Annotated in this window: 18 protein-coding genes; 8 read left to right on the top strand and 10 right to left on the bottom strand. The window is 59.6% G+C overall.

Features of this window, described 5'->3' with window-relative positions; translation table 11 throughout:
• Positions 1 to 61: 61 nt before the first annotated feature.
• Positions 62 to 331, bottom strand: coding sequence for an usg protein (locus JAO82_RS04425; protein WP_198685132.1), 270 nt, complete (start codon positions 329 to 331; stop codon positions 62 to 64).
• Positions 332 to 524: 193 nt separating this feature from the next.
• Between JAO82_RS04425 and gyrA the strand changes: the two genes are divergently transcribed.
• A complete protein-coding gene (gyrA, locus tag JAO82_RS04420) occupies positions 525 to 3,272 on the top strand; it encodes a DNA gyrase subunit A (RefSeq protein WP_198685234.1) in 2,748 nt (915 codons plus the stop codon).
• 158 nt (positions 3,273 to 3,430) lie between these two features.
• Here gyrA and JAO82_RS04415 read toward each other — a convergent pair whose 3' ends face one another.
• The 3 genes from JAO82_RS04415 to JAO82_RS04405 form a co-directional block, all read right to left on the bottom strand.
• A complete protein-coding gene (locus JAO82_RS04415) occupies positions 3,431 to 4,900 on the bottom strand; it encodes a carboxypeptidase M32 (RefSeq protein ID WP_198685131.1) in 1,470 nt (489 codons plus the stop codon).
• Positions 4,897 to 6,051: a heme A synthase gene (ctaA, locus tag JAO82_RS04410; RefSeq protein ID WP_198685130.1), complete on the bottom strand. Its 1,155-nt coding sequence runs from the start codon at positions 6,049 to 6,051 to the stop codon at positions 4,897 to 4,899. Before ctaA ends, JAO82_RS04415 begins: the two co-directional genes overlap by 4 nt.
• Before the next feature lie 63 nt (positions 6,052 to 6,114).
• Complete coding sequence (locus JAO82_RS04405; RefSeq protein WP_198685129.1) at positions 6,115 to 6,858, bottom strand: RNA methyltransferase; 744 nt, start codon at positions 6,856 to 6,858, stop codon at positions 6,115 to 6,117.
• Positions 6,859 to 7,025: 167 nt separating this feature from the next.
• Between JAO82_RS04405 and JAO82_RS04400 the strand changes: the two genes are divergently transcribed.
• Positions 7,026 to 7,652: a thiamine phosphate synthase gene (locus JAO82_RS04400; protein ID WP_198685128.1), complete on the top strand. Its 627-nt coding sequence runs from the start codon at positions 7,026 to 7,028 to the stop codon at positions 7,650 to 7,652.
• A 60-nt stretch (positions 7,653 to 7,712) separates the two neighbouring features.
• Positions 7,713 to 8,387 (top strand): DUF502 domain-containing protein, encoded by a 675-nt coding sequence (locus JAO82_RS04395; protein WP_198685127.1) that lies wholly within the window; start codon positions 7,713 to 7,715, stop codon positions 8,385 to 8,387.
• 13 nt (positions 8,388 to 8,400) lie between these two features.
• Here JAO82_RS04395 and JAO82_RS04390 read toward each other — a convergent pair whose 3' ends face one another.
• Entirely contained in the window at positions 8,401 to 8,685 is a 285-nt protein-coding gene (locus tag JAO82_RS04390) for a hypothetical protein (protein WP_198685126.1), read from the bottom strand.
• Positions 8,670 to 9,443 carry a 3-hydroxybutyrate dehydrogenase gene (locus JAO82_RS04385; RefSeq protein ID WP_198685125.1) on the bottom strand — a complete coding sequence of 258 codons (774 nt, stop codon included), beginning with the start codon at positions 9,441 to 9,443 and terminating at the stop codon, positions 8,670 to 8,672. Before JAO82_RS04385 ends, JAO82_RS04390 begins: the two co-directional genes overlap by 16 nt.
• Before the next feature lie 385 nt (positions 9,444 to 9,828).
• Here JAO82_RS04385 and JAO82_RS04380 point away from each other — a divergent pair, with 385 nt between their 5' ends.
• From JAO82_RS04380 to JAO82_RS04365, 4 genes are all read left to right on the top strand, one after another.
• Positions 9,829 to 11,544, top strand: a complete 1,716-nt coding sequence (locus JAO82_RS04380; protein ID WP_198685233.1) for an extracellular solute-binding protein — start codon at positions 9,829 to 9,831, stop codon at positions 11,542 to 11,544.
• A 172-nt stretch (positions 11,545 to 11,716) separates the two neighbouring features.
• The gene (locus JAO82_RS04375; RefSeq protein ID WP_232897213.1) at positions 11,717 to 11,899 is read left to right on the top strand and encodes a hypothetical protein; all 183 of its coding nucleotides are present in this window, start codon (positions 11,717 to 11,719) and stop codon (positions 11,897 to 11,899) included.
• Positions 11,900 to 12,006: 107 nt separating this feature from the next.
• Entirely contained in the window at positions 12,007 to 13,527 is a 1,521-nt protein-coding gene (locus tag JAO82_RS04370) for a class I adenylate-forming enzyme family protein (protein WP_198685123.1), read from the top strand.
• Positions 13,524 to 14,174 carry a DsbA family oxidoreductase gene (locus JAO82_RS04365; protein WP_198685122.1) on the top strand — a complete coding sequence of 217 codons (651 nt, stop codon included), beginning with the start codon at positions 13,524 to 13,526 and terminating at the stop codon, positions 14,172 to 14,174. Before JAO82_RS04370 ends, JAO82_RS04365 begins: the two co-directional genes overlap by 4 nt.
• Before the next feature lie 122 nt (positions 14,175 to 14,296).
• Here the strand turns inward: JAO82_RS04365 and JAO82_RS04360 are convergent, their stop codons facing one another.
• The 3 genes from JAO82_RS04360 to JAO82_RS04350 are packed head-to-tail and all read right to left on the bottom strand — an operon-like array spanning position 14,297 to position 17,591.
• On the bottom strand, positions 14,297 to 15,349 hold the full coding sequence (locus JAO82_RS04360; protein WP_198685121.1) for a response regulator: 1,053 nt from the start codon (positions 15,347 to 15,349) through the stop codon (positions 14,297 to 14,299).
• A complete protein-coding gene (locus tag JAO82_RS04355; RefSeq protein ID WP_198685120.1) occupies positions 15,346 to 17,118 on the bottom strand; it encodes a sensor histidine kinase in 1,773 nt (590 codons plus the stop codon). Before JAO82_RS04355 ends, JAO82_RS04360 begins: the two co-directional genes overlap by 4 nt.
• Positions 17,115 to 17,591, bottom strand: a complete 477-nt coding sequence (locus JAO82_RS04350) for a molybdopterin-dependent oxidoreductase (RefSeq protein WP_198685119.1) — start codon at positions 17,589 to 17,591, stop codon at positions 17,115 to 17,117. Before JAO82_RS04350 ends, JAO82_RS04355 begins: the two co-directional genes overlap by 4 nt.
• A 297-nt stretch (positions 17,592 to 17,888) precedes the next feature.
• Here JAO82_RS04350 and JAO82_RS04345 point away from each other — a divergent pair, with 297 nt between their 5' ends.
• Positions 17,889 to 18,812 carry a lysophospholipid acyltransferase family protein gene (locus tag JAO82_RS04345; protein ID WP_198685118.1) on the top strand — a complete coding sequence of 308 codons (924 nt, stop codon included), beginning with the start codon at positions 17,889 to 17,891 and terminating at the stop codon, positions 18,810 to 18,812.
• On the opposite strand, the gene JAO82_RS04340 is transcribed toward JAO82_RS04345, so the two are convergent.
• Positions 18,809 to 19,522, bottom strand: a complete 714-nt coding sequence (locus JAO82_RS04340; protein ID WP_198685117.1) for a DUF1223 domain-containing protein — start codon at positions 19,520 to 19,522, stop codon at positions 18,809 to 18,811. The genes JAO82_RS04345 and JAO82_RS04340 overlap by 4 nt on opposite strands.
• Positions 19,523 to 19,699 lie beyond the last annotated feature (177 nt).

Here is a 19,699-nt window from a genome sequence, read left to right as displayed (position 1 = left end):
GGAGGGTCGCGACTATTTACCAAGAACAGGTTAAAAATCTCACAAAGAGATGGTCTTAACGTCAATGAATTGTGAATTCCCCCACCACGTTGCGCCACTGCCCGGAAGACAGCATCCGGCGATGACTGAAGCGGACCGAATGCAACTGGCCCTCGATCGACTCTTGCCAAAATTCAATGAACCCGAACAGATTGGGATGATCCGGCGCCAAATCGTAGTCCTGCCAGACAAAACTGTTCAACACGTTCTTGTAATCGGGCATGCGGTAAAAGAACTCCGCCGTGGTCAGGCCATAGCCTTTCAGCATCATTTCGGTTTCGCTGCGATCCATCGGTATCTCCTCTCCGTTGCATCCCCTTATCCATTGATCACCAAAAAAAGTTAATTTTCAACAAAAACAGAGTGTTGTCACTTCGGCGAGTTGGCTGCCAAATCGAACCACGGCTGCCCATTGCACCTTATGTACTGGGTCTGGTAAGGTGCCCACACAAGATATAGACCCGCAGCAAGATTGGGCAGAACACGTGAGCGATACGCCGGAACCTCCTGAAAACACCGATGAAACTCCGCCCGAGCGGCCGATGTATGATGGCCCGAGCATTTCCATCGAGTCCGAGATGCGTACATCCTATTTGGATTACGCCATGTCGGTTATTGTCAGTCGCGCGATTCCGGATCTGCGCGACGGGCTGAAGCCTGTGCATCGGCGCATCCTTTATGCGATGCACGAGGTTGGTAACACCCACGACAAGCCCTATCGCAAATCCGCCCGCCCGGTCGGTGACGTCATGGGAAAGTTCCACCCGCATGGCGACAGCGCGATCTATGATGCGCTGGTGCGGATGGCGCAGGATTTCTCGATGTCGCTGCCGCTATTGGACGGGCAAGGCAACTTTGGTTCGATGGATGGCGATAACGCCGCCGCCATGCGCTATACCGAGGTGCGCATGGATAAGCCGGCCGCTTATCTGCTGGCTGATATCGATAAAGACACCGTTGATTTTCAGGACAACTACGATGGCAAGGACAGCGAACCGACGGTCCTGCCGGCGCGCTTTCCCAACATGCTGGTCAATGGCGCCGGCGGTATCGCCGTGGGCATGGCCACCAACATCCCGCCGCATAATCTGGGCGAAGTGGTGGATGCCTGTCTGGCGCTGATCGACGAACCAGACCTGACCAGCGAACAGCTTATCAAATATATTCCCGGCCCCGATTTCCCCACCGGCGGCACGATGCTGGGCCGTTCGGGGGCGCGCAAGGCGTATCTTGAGGGCCGTGGCAGCGTGATCATCCGCGCCAAGACCCGGATCGAAGAAATCCGCAAGGACCGCTATGCCATCGTCGTGGATGAAATCCCCTATCAGGTGAACAAAGCCACGATGATCGAACGCATTGCCGAGGCGGCGCGTGATAAGCGCATCGAGGGCATTGCCCATGTGCAAGACGAATCCGACCGCAACGGCGTGCGCGTGGTGGTCGAACTGAAACGCGATGCCACCGCCGAGGTCGTGCTGAACCAGTTGTTCCGCTTTACCCCGATGCAGACTTCTTTTGGCTGCAACATGCTGGCTTTGGACGGCGGCCGCCCCGAACAATTGACTTTGCGCCGCTTTCTCACATCGTTCATCGAGTTTCGTGAGGAAGTTGTGGCACGGCGCACCGCTTATCTGTTGCGCAAAGCCCGCGAGCGCAGCCATATTCTGTGTGGTCTGGCGGTTGCTGTCAGCAATGTCGACGAAGTGGTCGCCACCATCCGGGCCAGCGCCGATGCGGCCGAGGCCCGTCAGAAACTGATGGAGCGCCGCTGGCCAGCCGCAGAGATCGCCGACTATATCCGGCTAATCGACGATCCGACTCATACGATGAATGATGATGGCACCTATAATCTCTCCGAGACTCAGGCCCGCGCCATTCTTGAGTTGCGCCTGCAACGCCTGACCCAGATCGGCGTCAAGGAAGTGACCGACGAACTTGAAGAGCTGGCGGGCAAGATCAAGGAATACCTGGAGATTCTCGGCAGCCGCGAGCGGATCATGGGGATCATCTCTGACGAATTGAGCGAAGTGCGCGAATTGTTCGCGGTGCCCCGTCGCACCGAGATCGTCGATTGGTCCGGCGACATGGAAGACGAAGACCTGATCGAACGCGAAGACATGGTCGTAACGGTCACCGCCGGCGGCTATATCAAGCGCACTCCGCTGGCCGATTTCCGCAGCCAACGCCGCGGCGGCAAAGGGCTGTCGGGCATGCAGACCAAGGAAGAGGATGTCGTCACCAATCTTTTCGTGGCAAACACCCACACCAAACTTCTGTTTTTTACGACCGACGGCATGGTCTACAAGCTGACGACATGGCGTCTGCCGCAAGGTGGGCGCACGTCCAAGGGCAAGGCGATTGTCAATATTCTACCGATCCCGTCTGGTGTATCGGTGGCGGCGATCATGCCCGTAGACCGCGCCGAAAGCGAATGGGATGACCTACAGGTGGTGTTCGCCACTTCGGCAGGCACGGTGCGGCGCAACAAGCTGTCAGAGTTCACGAATGTGATGCGAAACGGCAAGATTGCCATGAAATTCGAGGATGAACACGCCGAGACCACATTGATCAACGCGCGCATCGCTTCCAATGATGACGATGTGATGCTGGTGACCAGCTCTGGACGCGCTATCCGCTTCCCCGCCACAGATGTGCGCGTGTTCCACAGCCGCGCGTCGGTTGGCGTGCGTGGCATCAGGCTGCAGGAAAACGACAGCGTCGTTTCGATGTCGATTATCCGACACTTCAGTGCCACTCCGGATGAACGCGCGGCCTACCTGAAAATGCGCCGTGCGGTTGCCGGTCTGGCGGATGACGCCGAGATGCCGGACGAAGAGGAAACCGATGCAATGGCCACGATCAGTCAGGAGCGCTATGCCGAAATGTCGGCGGCTGAAAACCTGATCCTGACCATTACGGCGCGCGGCATGGGCAAACTATCCTCAAGCCATGATTATCCGGTGCGCGGACGTGGCGGCATGGGCGTGGCCGCGATGGATCGGGCGATGCGAGGCGGCGATCTTGTGGCCTCGTTCCCGGTTGAAACCGATGACCAGATCATGCTGGCAACGTCGCGAGGGCAATCCATACGGGTGCCGGTCGAGGGGATCTCGTTCCGGTCGCGCAGTGCTGGCGGCGTCAAGGTGTTTGACACCGGTGCGGATGAAGAAGTTGTCAGCGTTGCCTGGATCGCCGATCAGGGTGATGAGGACGACGCGGACGGCGACGCGTAACCGGATCGCAAGGATTCACTGGCAGGCTCGGCGCTATCGATGATGCGCGGGCCTGCCAGAATTCAGGTTCGCTTTTCAGGTCGCTCAAAAACCGGCGCTTGAGGAAACACGCGGCACGCTGATCGCACAGCCACGCCTTTTCTCCCGATCAAGACTGATTACAGCCGGTAAAGCGCGCCGAACTTGGCCTCCAGATAGGTCAATAACGGCTCTTCGGTTACTGGCATACCGCTGGCCCGTCCGATCACCTCAGCGGGCAAGTACAGGCCGCCGTGGCGTTGGACCTTGTCGCGCAGCCAGCCGGTCGCACCGCCCAGGTCACCCTTGCCAAGCTGGTCGTCTAGATCCGGCAGATCGCGGCGCAGCGCCTCATTCAGGCAACCGGCATAGAGATTGCCCAAGGTATAGGTCGGAAAATAGCCAAACAAGCCCACCGACCAATGGACATCCTGCAAACATCCGTTCGAAGGGCAGTCCACCGCATAGCCGAAATCCTGCTTGAACCGATCGTTCCATGCGGCTTCCAGATCACCGACCGCCAAATCGCCCGAGATCAGCGCACGCTCCAGATCAAAGCGCAGCATGATGTGCAGATTATATTGCACTTCATCCGCCTCGGTGCGGATGTAGCCGTTATGCACACGATTGACCGCCGCATAAAACGCATCTGCATCCGCGACGGACAGATCGCCGAAACTGGTGCGCATCCGATCGAAGAGCCAGCCGCAAAACGCACGGCTGCGGCCGAGCTGATTCTCGTAAATCCGGCTTTGGCTTTCATGCACGCCCATCGACGCCCCGCGCCCCAGTGGCGTCAACGCATAATCGGGATTGATCGCCTGTTCATAGGTCGCGTGACCAACCTCGTGAATCGTCGAATAAAGGCAGTTGAACGGATCGGCGGAATCAATGCGGGTGGTGATCCGCACATCATCGCCGCTGCCGGAACAGAACGGATGCACCGCCATATCCAGCCTGCCGCGGGTCCAGTCATAGCCAAAGGCGCCCGCCAATTCGCGCGACAGCTCCATCTGACCCGCCTCATCGAACTGCCTGGTCAGCCCCTGAGGCATCGGGCGCTCCAGAATCGCGGCGCGCAAGGCAACAAGTCGCGGGCGCATCGCATCGAACATCGCCGCGATCTGTGCGGCATTGGTGGCCGGCTCGTAACCGTCCAAAAGGGCGTCATAGGGATCGCCCTCCTGGGCCAGCGCAGCCCCCTCTTGCCGCTTGAGACTGACAACCTCCTCCAAAATCGGACGGAAAGCGCTGAAATCCTCGTTGGCGCGCGCCTCGGCCCATTTGCCCTGGGCCTGCGACGTCACCTGTGCCAGCCTGCGGGCCAGATCCGCGGGTACCTTCAAACTGCGTTCATGCTCCCGCGCGATCTCACGCAATTGGGCCTGGCCCGCCGCGTCAGGCGCTTCGGCACGTTCCAGCCACTCACCCACGCGCGGATCACATCGCCGCGCATGTAAGACGGCTTCGATCACCCCCATCTCGGTGCCGCGCTGTTGCGCCGCTCCGCGCGGCATGACGGTCTCCTGATCCCATCCCAGCCGCCCGCCCACCTGTGCCAATGCCTCGGTGTCGCGCTGATAGGCCATCAATTCTTGAAACGCGCTCATGCCCGACCCTCGCGCAGCGATATGGCGCGGGGATAACCCGACAAGAATCGCGCCCGCAGAATCAGCACGAACACGACGACCGCCAACATCTGATGCAGGATCGCCACCTGCCACGGCACCCCGTAAACGACTGTCATGATGCCCAGAGCAACCTGGAGGAGTAACGCCGCAAATGCAGCGTTGAAAGCCACTCGGGTTCGATCATGGGCACTGCGTCGCCCGCGCAACCAGACCACAAAGCTGAACGCCAGCAACAGATAGCCGGTCACCCGGTGGATGAACTGCACCAGTCCCGGATTTTCGAACAGGTTGCGCCAGCCTGCCTCGATGTACCAGGCGTTCGGCGGGAACACCTGCCCCCCCATCAGCGGCCAGTCCGTATAGCTGCGCCCGGCATCGATCCCTGCAACCATCGCGCCGATGAGAATCTGCAGGAACGTGAAATGCAGCCACCCCGTAGACAGCCCGAACAACCGCCCCTCCCGCGCGCGCCGTGCCTGCATCAGATCGCGCTCCGAGCGGCCCAGCAAAAACACATACCAGGCCAACAGCCCAAGAATGGCAAAGGCCAGCCCCAGATGCACCGCAAGGCGATAGCTGGCCACTGCGGTCACCCCCTGCCCCTGCGTGACACCCGACGTCACCATCCACCAGCCGATCGCCCCTTGCACACCACCCAGAACACCGGGGATCAGCAGCCGCTTGGTCCATCCTGGCGGGATCTGGCGCAGCACCAGGAAGCCCAGAAATCCGACCGCCCAGACCAAGCCGATCACCCGACCCAACTGGCGATGGCCCCATTCCCACCAATAGATTTCCTTGAAATCCGCGAGTTCCATCCAGCGGTTTTCGATCATGAACTGATCGATCGCTTGATACTTTTCGAACTCGGCTTGCCACTCGACCTCGCTCATCGGGGGCAGCGCGCCGGTGATTGGCCGCCATTCGGTGATACTGAGCCCGCTGCCGGTCAACCGCGTCAACCCGCCCACCGCGATCATCGCCAGCACCAGAACGAACAGCCCGATCAGCCAGATGCGAATCCCGCGCCGGGCGCCGCCACGACCACGGTCAATCACGCCGGGGGCAACGGGGCCACTGCGGGGCGTATTATCGGAAACTTCTTCAAAGATGCTGCGTTTGCCGCTCATGTCATCCTCATGTCCTGTGTTGGATCGCACCCTATGGCGCGGACGCGGTGCCGTAAAGCGGGCTCAACTGCGGTCCCGCGATCGAACGATCTGGCGCATAATGCCATGGAAAATCTGTACATCCGTCCGGGTAAGCGGCATCCGCGACCAGAGGTTTCGCAGCTTGAGCTTCATGCTATCGGCCTTGCCGGGCGGAAAAAAGAACTCGGCCTCGTCCAGACGCGCCTCATAGTGCTGGGCCAGTTTCTCGACTTCCAGCGCGCTGGCCCAGTCTGACGCAGCCGCGCTCCCCGCAGTTGCAACCACATCACCCGCCTGCCGCCGCCACTCATAGGCTGCCAGCAACACACATTGCGCAAGATTAAGCGACGCGAAAACCGGGTTCACCGGCACCGACATGATCGCATTGGCACGCGCGATATCGTCATTCTCCAGCCCCGTGCGCTCCGGCCCAAACAGCACCGCCACTTTCTGCCCCGCACCGATCCGGCGTGCCGCCTCCTGCATGGCCGCCTCGGGGCTCAAAACCGGTTTGGTCAAGCCGCGTTCGCGGGCGGTGGTTGCCACAACCCAGGCGCAGTCGCCTATTGCTGCGCCGATATCGTCGCAGAGCACGGCCTCGTCCAGCAGCCGCCCGGCCCCGCTGGCCATGGCAACAGCAGAGCCACTGGGCCAGTCATCGCGCGGTGAGACAACGCTCATCCGGTCAAGGCCGAAGTTCCACATCGCCCGCGCCGCCGCGCCGATATTCTGCCCCATTTGCGGGCGCACCAGAACGAACCGCGGCTGTGGGATGTTGCTGAGCATTGCGTTTCCTTTCGAAAATACGGTCCCGCGATAGAGCGACATCCGCCAACAGGCAAGAACCCGAGCCTTCTTCTTGCACCAAATATCCCCGCCGGAGGCATAAAATCTTTTGTTCTTCTTGACGCCGATCAGCTAGACCATCGGCAGATGTCCAAGGATCTTTTACAATGACCGAACAAGAGCAGCCGCAAATCTATTTGATCACCCCGACACAGATCGACCTGTCGACCTTCCCTGACCAATTGGCCAAGATTTTAGATGCCCGCCCAATCGCCTGCCTGCGCCTTGATCTTGCCAGTCAAAACGAAGATCACATCGCGCGCTGCGCGGACCAGTTGCGCGAAATCGCCCACGCCCGCGATGTGCCGCTGGTGGTCGGCGGGCACATGTTTCTTGCCGAGCGTCTGGGGCTGGACGGCGTCCATCTGAAAGATGGCGCGCGCTCGGTTCGGGCCGCGCGTACGGCTCTGGGCGCTGACGCTATCGTCGGCAGTTTCTGCGCCGCCTCGCGCCATGACGGGATCACCGCGGGCGAGGCCGGGGCCGATTACATCAGCTTTGGCCCAGTGCGCGACACCTCGCTACATGATGGCTCACGCGCCGAACCTGATCTGTTTGAATGGTGGTCGGAGATGATCGAACTGCCGGTTGTCGCCGAAGGCGGGTTGACCCCAGACCTCATCGCTGCGCTGGCGGCCCATAGCGACTTTTTTGGTATCGGCGCTGAAATCTGGGATCAGGATGATCCGCTTGCGGCGCTGCGCGCACTGACTGCACCGCTTGCACAAGGTTAAACCCATTGTGACACTGCGCAAAAGAACATACGCTGACCTTTCGTGTTTTACGGGAGCGCCATGACCACACCTTTCAATGAGGACCAGAAACGCCGCACCGGTGGTCTTGCCAGACTGCGGGGTTCTTTTCTCACCGGACTGGTTGTCATTGCCCCCGTCGCGCTGACCATCTGGCTGATCTGGTCGGCGATCGGCTGGATCGACGGTGTCGTTCTGCCCCTTGTGCCGCAGCAATTCCGCCCCGAAACCTATATTGGCGTCAACTTGCGCGGCGTCGGAGTGCTGATCTTTCTGGTCTTCACCGTACTGGTCGGCTGGGTCGCGAAAGGGCTGATCGGCCGGTCGCTGATCCGGTTTGCGGAAAGTCTCGTCGATCGGATGCCGGTGGTGCGATCCATCTATTCCGGGATCAAGCAGATTTCCGAGACCGTGTTCGCACAAACCGAACGGAGTTTTGAAAAGGCTTGCCTGATTCAATATCCACGCAAGGGCATCTGGGCGATCGGCTTTATCTCGACACCTGCCCGCGGCGAAATCGCTGCCAAGGCAGAACCCGGTGGGCGGTTGATCGGGGTGTTCGTGCCCACGACCCCCAACCCGACTTCGGGTTTTCTCCTGCTGCTTCCTGAAGCGGACGTGATTGAACTGGATATGTCTCTTGAAGACGCGGCCAAGCTCATCATCTCGGCGGGGCTGGTCTACCCAAATAGCAAAGATCCGAAAAAACTCGGCTGACCAAAGCGTTCATTTATACGGTGCGGCGCTGAGTCAGATCGCCGCCGATCATCCCGGCCCAGCGTGCCGGGCGGTTTAACATAGTAGCTGACGCTCTCGAAACCGCAGCAACTTCGATGTCTTCATCATCAAGGAAACAATCCACCCCTTCGCTGTAAAGGTTTCTTGAGTACCGCCGCCCTGCTAGGGTCAGATTGATCCGCTTTGGCTTGCCCAAATTCTGCCCTTCCACCGACTTCGCGGCCCCGGAAACCCAGCGGCTGCCCCCGAAACGCTGTGTGTTTACAGAGCCGTCCATCCGCCATCGACACTGATTGTGGTCCCGGTGATCTGCGCGGCGGCGTCGGAACAGAGGAACACCGCGGTGCCGCCCAGTTGCTCGACAGTGACAAACTCTTTCGAGGGCTGCCGCTCAAGCATCACCTGATCGATCACCTCGTCTCGGGCCATGTCGTATTTCTCCATCGTATCGGGAATCTGCGCCTCGACCAGCGGTGTTAAAACGTAGCCCGGGCAAATTGCATTGGCCGTGATCGGTTCGCGGGCGCATTCCAGTGCGATGGTTTTGGTCAGGCCCACGATACCGTGTTTGGCTGCGACATAAGCCGCCTTGAACGGGCTTGCAGTTAGGCCGTGGGCGCTGGCGATATTGATGATACGCCCCCAACCCGCCGCGCGCATCATCGGCAATGCGGCAGCGGTGGTGTGAAATGCCGAATTGAGGTTGATGGCGATAATCGCGTCCCATTTTTCGGCCGGAAATTCCTCAATCGGTGCAACATGTTGAATGCCGGCATTGTTGATCAGAATATCGCACCGCCCGGCGGCTCCGATCAAGGCCCGACAGTCGGCACCTTTGGACATGTCGGCCTTAACATAACGTGCGCTCACGCCGGTCGCATCGGCGATCTGTTCGGCCAGTGCGTGATCTTCGTCGCGATCGGTGAACGAATTCAGCACCACGTCGGCCCCTGCACGGGCCAGTTCCCAAGTGATTCCCAGCCCGATTCCCGAGTTCGATCCGGTGACGACAGCGGTCTTTCCCGTCAGCGACATAGTCTGCTCTCCTGAAGTGGATTCCGCCTATTTTCTACCATGCAGAGCCATATCTGACCACGCCCCGAGCACCTTTTGGGCGCGGTGAGCCAAACAAAAAAACGCCCGCGCGAGGCGGGCGTTAAGTTATTGAGGCAGGTTTCATACAGGCAAGAAACCTATCGAGCAGTGCCTCTGTTATAAGCAATCTTAACGCATGATCCAAGCTAAAAGTTTGAAAAGACGTGAATCCCCGGTTAACGTCGCGGGCATAATATAAAATCCGAGCGGGATTATTACCAAATTGGAACTGCTGGACTTCCTCCGAGCTGGCGTGTTGAGCGCTGCTGTCTTTGTCACTGGCGCCACGTCATCGGCCATCGCGCAACCGCATCATGCCATAGCTATGTATGGCGATCCCGTGCTCCCACCGGATTTTGTGTCTTTGCCCTATGCGAACCCGGACGCGCCAAAGGGCGGGCGGATCGTTTTCGGCAATACTGGGGGGTTCGATTCGCTCAATCCTTTCGTCCAGAAAGGCACGCCGCCATGGCAGCAAAGTTTCTGGTCATATGAATCACTTATGGGGCGTTCTTGGGACGAGCCATTCACGCTGTACGGCCTGTTGGCCGAATCGGTTGTAACCGCGCCGGATCGCTCATGGGTGGAATTCACTTTGCGCCCAGAAGCACGGTTTTCGGACGGCACTCCCGTGACTGTCGAAGATGTGATCTGGTCTTATGAAACATTGGGAGCGAAGGGCCATCTGCGCTATCGCGGACTGGCCCGCCAGATCGACTCGATTCAGCAGACCGGGCCGCGCAAAGTCCGGCTGAAATTCAACACCAAAGACCGTGAACTTGCCTTGATCGCCGGGATGCGCCCGATCCTGCAGAAAGCCCAATGGGAGGACCGTGATTTTGCGCACTCGGGGCTGGATACGATCCCCATCGGCACCGGCCCATATGTCATTTCCGGTTTCGAGCCGGGGCGTTACGTGACCTTCCGTCGCAATCCCGACTATTGGGGCAAGAATCTGCCGTTTCGCCGGGGCACCCATAATTTCGACGAAATGCGTGTCGAGTTCTTTGGCGATTCAACTGTGCAGTTCGAAGCGTTCAAGGCCGGCGCGCTGAGCGTCATGCGGGAATTTAATGCCGAGAAATGGGCCCGTCACTACGATTTCCCCGCAGTTCAGCACGGCAATGTGGTGAAAGCCGAGATTCCCCATGGCCGCCCTTCCGGTATGACCGGTTTCGCGATGAACACCCGGCGAACCCCGTTCGATGACTGGCGCGTCCGAGAGGCCCTGCTGCTTGCTTTCAACTTCGAATATATCAACGATACTATGACCGGCGGGGCGCAGCCGCGCATCGAATCCTATTTCGACAACTCGGTTCTGGCGATGCGCTCCGGCCCAGCCGCGGGTGCGGTACGGGAATTGCTGGAGCCCTTTGCCGACAGCCTGCCCCCCGGCGTGCTGGAGGGCTATGCCTTGCCGATAGGCGATGGCACCGCGCGCAACCGCGCCAATCTTCGCCGCGCAGCCGACCTGCTGGCACAGGCGGGCTGGCTGGTCCAGGGCGGAGCCCTGGTGGACGCTAATGACCAACCTTTCGCGTTCACCGTGCTGTTGCGCCAGGGTGATACGGGCAACCAGACCGTAATCGACCTTTATAGCCGTGCGCTGGCGCGGCTGGGCATCGACGTGACAACGCAAGCCGTGGATGATGCCCAATACGAAAGCCGTATCGCCGCGTATGATTTCGACATGACCACCTTCCGCCGCGATCTGTCGTTAAGTCCCGGCAATGAACAGCGGCTTTATTGGGGCCGTGCTGGCGTCGACACACCGGGAACGCGCAACCTGCCGGGCATCGATTCTCTGGCGGCTGAGGCAATGATCGACACGATGTTGCAGGCCCGCACGGCGAAAGAGTTCACCGCCGCGGTGCGCGCGCTTGACCGGGTGCTGACCGCTGGCCGGTATGTGATCCCGATCTGGCAATTTGACGTTGGGCGGATCGCGCATGTGAAAGAACTGCATTATCCCGACAGGCTGCCCATCTATGGCGATGGCATCGGTTTTTTGCCCGAAGTGTGGTGGTATCAATCAGAATGATTGGCCCGTAATAACGTTGGGTCACGTGCGCAGAGCACCGTTTAATCGCCTTTTCTCTGCGCTGGCGCATGCTAGTCTATACAAGAATAGATAACTCTTCACATGGGGGACACAACGTAATCTCATGACTTGGAATGATATAACTGCAAATTGGGGGCTGTGGTCTGGCCGAATGAAAGCGCGGTTTCCGCATCTTGATGACAGCACCGTGGAAATCGGAAAACACGATCGCGCCCGATTCGAGGCGCATCTGGCAAAGCTTCACAACCTATCCGTGAACGAAGCGCGCGAGGAGATCGATGACCTTCTTTACATTGAGACACTGAATCGCGAAATATCCGATCCGGGAATTTGAACTGCACCATGTCAGCCCGGCTTTGCGGGCAGCGACAAATCCAGTCGAACCCATCTGCCAATGATGCAACTTGCAACACGGCTCATAGCAGATTAGCCCCTTTTTCCATGTTGTCCGTTTTCGATCAGGGACCACCGTCGCCCTGCCCTTGCGCTTTCAATCTGGCCGCCCATGTTCTCGGACGGGCCGGGACGCAGCCGGATAAAGTCGCCCTTTCGGTGCTGGAGCACGACGGCGCACATGACTGGAGTTATCGTGCGCTTGAACATGCCGTGCGTGCGACCGGGACCGGGCTGCTAGATTCGGGGTTAGCGCCCGGTGACATCGTTCTGATGCGACTGGGCAACACTGTGGATTTTCCCATTGCCTATCTGGGTGCCATCGCAGCCGGGCTGGTGCCGGTGCCGACCTCTTCACAACTGACCGAACCCGAAGTGGCAGCGATCATCGCCTCGCTAAGCCCCGCCGCAATGCTGCGCGACCCAGCCGTGGCCAGTGCGGCCGGCGCAGTTGAAATCCCACTGGACGCCCTACGCGCCATGCGCGACCTGAGCCCGTGCGACTGGGCCATGGGCGACCCCGATCGACTGGCCTATATCGTCTACACGTCGGGAACCTCGGGGCAGCCGCGCGCCGTTGCACATGCCCATCGCGCGATCTGGGCGCGGCAGATGATGGTTACGGGTTGGAATGATCTTCGACTTGATGATCGCCTGCTGCACGGCGGCGCCTTCAATTGGACCTATACGCTGGGCACCGGATTAATGGACCCTTGGATCAGGGGCGCAACCGCCTTGATCCCAGCAGAGGGCACGCCGATCAGCGCATTGCCCGGCTTGTTGCACACCCACGGCGCGACGATCTTTGCCGCTGCCCCCGGCGTCTTTCGCAAACTTCTACAGGATCACCCCGCGTTAGACCTGCCCGACCTGCGCCACGGATTGAGCGCGGGCGAAAAGCTGTCGCCGGCGCTGCACGCTGCATGGCACACCGCCACAGGCACCGGCCTTTACGAGGCTTACGGCCTTTCGGAATGTTCGACCTTCATTTCTTCCAGCCCCAAATATCCGGCCCGCAACGCCGCGCTGGGGCAGCCACAAAAGGGTCGACGCGTGGCCATTACCGACGATAACGGAACCCCGGTCCCGCAGGGCCACGAGGGCACGATTGCCGTGCATCGTTCCGATCCCGGCCTGATGCTGGGATATCTGAATGCCCCGGACGAGACCGCCGCGCGCTTTCGCGGAGACTGGTTTCTGACGGGGGATCAGGGGTCAATGGCCGAGGATGGGCAGATCACCTATCTGGGGCGCGCCGACGACATGATGAACGCCGGCGGCTATCGCGTCTCGCCTCTCGAGATCGAAATCGTGCTAACCGCCCATCCCTTGATCACCCAAGCCGGCGTCACCGAGGTTGAAGTCAAAGATGACGCACGCATCATTGCCGCGTTTTACACTGGCCCCACAGCGCTGGACGAACGCGATCTGCACACCTATGTCAAAGACCACCTAGCGCGCTACAAGCAACCACGCGCCTTCATCCATCTGCCTAACTTGCCGGTGGGGGCCAATGGAAAATTGCTGCGCCGTGCGTTACGCGAACATTTCAAAGCCGGGGAAACATGAGCGAAACCGTCGTCAGCCTGGACATCCTGTCCGATCCGATCTGTCCGTGGTGCTATATCGGCAAGGCCCAACTGGATCGCGCGTTGGCCGCCGAACCGGGCCACCCCTTTGCGATCCAATGGCATCCGTTCATGTTGAACCCCGAGATGCCCCGCGAAGGTATGGACCGACGGACCTATCTGGAAGCCAAGTTTGGCGGACAGGAAGCGGCCATCAAAGCCTATCTGCCAGTCGCCGAACATGCGCAGAAAGCCGGGCTAACCATCAATTTCGATGTAATGCTGCGCACCCCCAACACGGTGGATGCGCATCGGCTGATCCATTGGGCCGGGATCGAACAGCGCCAGAACGCAGTAGTCGACGCGCTTTTCGATGCGTATTTCGTGCAAGGCCGTGACATCGGGTCCAACGAGGTGCTGGCCGATATTGCCGATACAATCGGCATGGACGCCTCGGTTGTGCGGCGGCTTTTGCAATCGGATTCAGACGTGCAAAATATTCGCGACCGCGACACGCAAGCGCGCGAAATGGGGGTAAGTTCGGTGCCCACCTTCATCGTCGCCGGTAAACATGCCGTGCCCGGCGCTCAACCGCCCGAGCTTTGGCAAAAGGTAATTCGCGAATTGCAGGGGAAAGCCGACCACTGACGAACCGCATTGATGCGGATGTTCTGCTGAGCTGCACCGGCTCAGCAAATCTATCAGCGTTTTCGGTTTCACCCCGCGTTTCTTGGCACATGCCGCCAAGCCAACAGGGGCATGACTGTGCCTCAGTCCGATTTGATCATCATCGGTCCCGCGAGGATAAGCGCGATGAGATCGGCCCGGCGATTGGTACCCGTTTTCTGAAAAAGATTGCGCATGTGAAAGGCTATGGTGGTGTTTGAAACCCCCAACTCCGCGGCCAAATCGGCCGAGCGGGAACTGTTGGCCAAGGCGCCTGCAACCCGTGCTTCGGTCGGAGTTAGCTCGAACAGCTCCATCAAAAGCGATTCGGAAACCCGCTTGTGACCGTCCGGTGTCGACAGGAACAATACAATTTCCGGTTGGCCCTCTTTATAGACGTCCTCGCGCGGTAACGCACATGTCAGCACCGAAACAGCTCCCGCGTCCTGTCCACTTTGCAACAAAACTCCGGCAGTCTTTTCCCGACCACTCATCGCCGCCGCCCGAGCCTCGCGAATGGCCCGCTGCAATGCCCGGTCAGCCAATGAATCGGAAGCGCGTATCTCATTCCCGGAAAATTGGATGAAATCGGATACGGCTGCTAAATCATGCGCCGCACTGTTTGAATGGATTATTTTCCCCTGTTCATCCAAAAGCACGACGCCCAGTGCAATAAAATCCAGCACGCGCGCGGCACCGGCGCCGTTAAACCCCGCGAGCGCGCCCCGCAGCGCGGTCAATTCGGCATCATGGCGGCTGCGGATGAGCCCGACCTGACGCAAGCGGGCTGCGATCGTTGCCAGCATCAAGTCATAATCGACAGGTTTGACCAGATAATCATCGGCCCCTAGCGATTTGCCCTCGACCACCTCGCGCGGCTCGGAAAGCGCGCTGAGAAAAACAAACGGGATCGCGGCAAGCTCCGGGCGCTCCTTGCGTAAAGCCCGCAACATCCCGTACCCATTCAAACCGGGCATTGTAATATCGCAAAGTATCAAGTCCGGGGTGACTTCGGCCAACAGGTCAAGCGCCTCCTGCCCATCGCTGGCAGACACTGTGCGATAGCCGGTCTCTTGCAGCTCTTCGACAATATCGCATTGCAAGGCCTGTTCGTCTTCGACCACGAGAATCAGGGGAGACGGGCGTATATCGGTCATCTTTGGGCCACCTCTATGCGGGGCAGCGCCATGCGGAAGGTCATGCCATCGCTGCCCGGTTGCAATGTTACATCGCCGCCCTGCATCCGCGCCAAGGTGCGCGCCATGAACAGGCCGATCCCTGTACCGGCGATACCGGCGCTGTTTGCGCCGCGATAGTTGCGCTGGAACAGCCGCGCGCGATCCGCCTCGGCAACCGGGCTTCCGGCGTTATGGACATCGCAGAACAGGCGGTCCGCATCGCCATGTAAGATCACCGAAATATCGACCCCTGCAGCGGCATATTTGTCGGCATTGGACAACAGGTTTTCCAGCACCTGTTCGGCATGGGCCGGGTCGCAGAACGCAAAGCTTTCGCCGGGCTCTGCTTGCGTGACGTTGATCCGTCGGCCCGGTGCAGCGGCCCGCTGGCGGTGACAGACTGTTCGGAGGATCTCGGCAAGATCGCATTTTACCCGCCGTGCACCGATCTGGCCTGCATCCAGCCGCGCCGCATCCAGCGTGCTTTCAACCAGCCGTGTCAGCCCCGCGATGGCATCGCGGGCGCGGCTTGCACGTTCGGCCACTTCTTGCGGCTGGGCGTTGGGGCCGCGCCGAATCAGACGTTGCAGCGCCGAATCCGCAACGGCCAACGGTGTGCGAAACTGGTGTGACACCATCGCGGCGAAGTTGCGATATAGATCGGCGGCAGATCGTTCCCGCTTCAGCGCATCGTCCAACTCGCGGGTACGCTCGGCTACAAGCTCTTCCAGCCGGTCCCGATCCTGAGCATCCTTCTGCTGAGCGGCATGACTGTCTGAAGCGTCATGCATGAATAGGATCGCCCCAACAATCTGACCGTCATTGCGCATCGGGAAAAAACGCAGATCAACATATAGGGGGATATCACAATCTTGGCGAAACAAGGGTTGCAAGCCTAACTGCGTCGTTTCCCCGGTAAACGCGCGGGCCACCGCCTGCCGAACAAGCGCCGTATCAAAGAACCCCCCAACCTCGGCCAAGAACCGGCCAACCGCATGTTCGCCGGATTTGCCCACCATCTCCGCTGCCGCATCATTCCATAATGTGCAGCGGCCCGCGCGATCAACCGCTAGAATGCCCTCGCCACTGGAAGAGATCAGCAGTTCTGAAAAATCCCGCGCACGGCGCAACATCCGGTTGCGTTGTCGCGAAAGCCGGAGCGCCTGAACCAAGGTGATCGTCAGAACCGCGCCCGCAACCATGATGCCGGCCAGCGATGCGATGATCTGGCGCAATTGGCTGCGATGGGTTTCGAGCCGCCCGCCCACCTCGTCCCAATCAGCGATCATCGCTGCGTTGGCCGCACGCCCGAGAAGCTGCGGGAACGGCTCCAAAGCAGCGCGCAGACGTGCGCCATCACCCGGCGCAAAACCGGCTACCATCGGCGCAATCCTCTGTATCTCACCGTTCAGCCGGTCCAGACCATCGCCATAGCCCAGCTTGTCCATAAAACGGCGTTGCGGCCCGTCATTGAGCAGCGCGATCCGGCTGACCAAAATGTCAAAGCGCAGTGCAATATCGTCTGGCTCTGCCTCGTCCAAATCGGCGCGCGCAGTGATTTCCGCCAGACGCAAGGCAGCCACTTCGCTTTGATGCAGCACCCAAAGCATATTCTGCTCTGCCTCGACGCGCATCGCGTTCTCGATTTCGGACATCCGGCTCAGCGAAAAGGTCAGCAGCACCGCAAAAACGACCACGGCCACCGACGGCAGGAGCAGCCCAATGACCGAAGTGCGCAGCCGCGTCATTGCACTTCAAGTCGGGAGAGTTGCCACACCCAGCGATAATCATATCGAATGTCCTGCAATTCCTGATGATCGTCGCGGGGATAGACAATCCACAATGGCCCCTTGTCGTCGCGGCCCAGCGGTATGTCATCCATGCTGTAGGCCACGATTACATCGTAATCATAGAAATCAGCCATTGGAATATCCACCGCGTAATCGTTAAGCGCCACCGCAGTGACACGGTCGCCATCAGCCCGCAGATTTTCCATGAGGTCGCGCATCAAGAACCCGGTAAATTTATGTGTGCCGTCGGTCACCACCGTCGAGGTCTCAAGCTCGATCTGCGGCAATTCCTGCAATTCGGCGTGCTCCAGCGCTACGGTCTCGCCGGCGATGCGCCCCGTCACTTGCAAGATCGTCCCCGCATCCGCGGCAACGGCGGCGGTGCCCACCAGCAGCGACATTCCAACCACAGCTACCATTTCACCCAACATGTCTCTCTCCTTTTGCGGTCTTGCCTGCCGCGCGAAGGGCAATTCCCTTTTTACGTTATAAATGGAGACCTTACCCCTGCAGCGCCGAATATCTCAAGCAGCATCCTCTACGCGAAGTTGCAAGTGCATCCTGCGGGGCTGACGGGTTCAGCCCGACATCCATTCGCAAATTTACGCCTTCCGGTTGTCGCCGCTGGGGAGCCCGCGTGGAACGGATAGGTGCGCTTGTGATCGACCGAAGCGAGCTGTAAGGCTGGATCCTATCATAATTTACCGCCCGCTGCCGCCCGAGCCATCATGTCGAAAGACCCAGCCTCCCTGCCCTTCCTTGTTCGCGCACGTTATTTTACGGGCAACCTGTTCGTGCGCGGGTTGATCGGCTTGGCGCAATTGGTGCCTTATCAATGGCGCGTGCCGATGATGGGCTGGTTAACAGCGCGCCTCGCGCCGTTGGCCGGGTTTGACGTCCGTGTGCGCGATAATCTTGCGCTGACCTGTCCTTACATGCCCGAAACAGAGGTGCGACGTCTGGTCCGGGCAGTTCCTGACAATGTCGGTCGCACAATGATCGAATTGTATTCGGGCACTGCCTTTCTCGATCGCGCCGCAGCATCCCCGATCAGCGGTCCGGGCCTTGCCGGACTGCAGGAGGCCCGCACCAATGGCCGACCGGCGATTTTGATCTCGGGGCATTTTGGCAATTACATCGCCGCCCGTGCCAGCCTGATGGCCCGCGGGTTCGAGATGGGCGGCCTCTATCGCCGCATGAAGAACCCTTATTTCAACCGCCACTATGTGCGCGCTTTAGAAGAAACCGGCCGGCCCATGTTCGAGCAGGGTCGGCGCGGAATGATGGAAATGGTCCGCCACCTGAAACACGGCGGAACCATCGCTATCATCGGCGATCAGCACGTTTATGGAGGGCACGAATTGCAATTCTTCGGCCAGCCTGCCATGACTTCGGTGGTGCCGGCGGAACTGGCGTTGAAATATGATGCCGCGCTGATCCCGATCTATGCGATCCGCCAGCCCGACGGCCTGAGCTTCCGGATCGAGGCGCAGGCGGCCATTCCCCACAGCGACCCGGTGACCATGACCCAAACCATCAATGATGGTCTAGAGGCGCTGGTCCGCGACCATATGGATCAATGGTTTTGGATTCACCGCCGCTGGAAGGCGGTCGGCGGTCAGGCGCTGCAGCCGGAAACGAACGATCGCTAACGGACCCGTGCTGCAGCCACAATTGCGCCCGGCCCTTCCTGTTGGATCAAGACTGCCGCTGCAGCATCGCCGGGCAGATCGGCGGTCAGATCCAGCGGTGCAACCCCGTCCCATTTTGCAAGAACGTCCCACGCCTTGACCACATTGGCGTAATCCAGATTGCGGCCGGCATTTTCGCCATCGGTGATCCGCGCATGCTGTAACGGCGAATAGCGCACCAGCTGGATTATCAGCATACCGTCGGGCAACGTACCGACCGCACGCGCCTTGACCTGCATTTTTTGCCCGTCGCGCGCCGCCGTCATCTTGATCACGGCAGGGCGCTGATGCTGGGCCATGATACGGTCAGCCAATTTCATCGGGCGTGCGCCCTCGATTTCGTCCAGTCCGTTCACGATGATCTGGGGGGTGTAGATCATATTGCGCCCCGCAATGCGGGCATAGGCTTTTTGACGCCGCGTATGGGCAGGATTTGCATATTCATCGACCCAGCCGATATAATCCCAGTAATCCACATGCAGCGCCAACGCGATCACATCTTCGCGCGCCGCCAGTTCCGCAATCATAGCATCCGCAGGCGGGCAGCTGGCGCAGCCTTGGGAGGTGAAAAGTTCGACCACGACCGGATTGGGCGGAGCAACGTCCTGAGCGCGCAATGGCCCAACCAGCAAGATGCAAAACGCGGCAAGAAGTGAGACAAGGGATTTCATACGGGCCGGCCTGAGGTTGCTGATCAGACTGGGTTTAACCGTGGACTCGTGAAATGACCAATCAAGCTTTGTTGAGCATTGCACCCCGCCTCGGCGGTGTGCGATAGTATACAAAAGGACGCACCCCGCCGAAACTCTATTGAATACGGCACGTTCCTGATGCAGATAGCAGCCAGC

The organism is Pontibaca salina (genome assembly GCF_016307205.1).
GTDB classification, from domain to species: domain Bacteria; phylum Pseudomonadota; class Alphaproteobacteria; order Rhodobacterales; family Rhodobacteraceae; genus Pontibaca; species Pontibaca salina.
The sequence above is the reverse complement of the archived record's forward strand: the minus strand, read 5'-3'. Positions and strand labels throughout refer to the sequence as shown.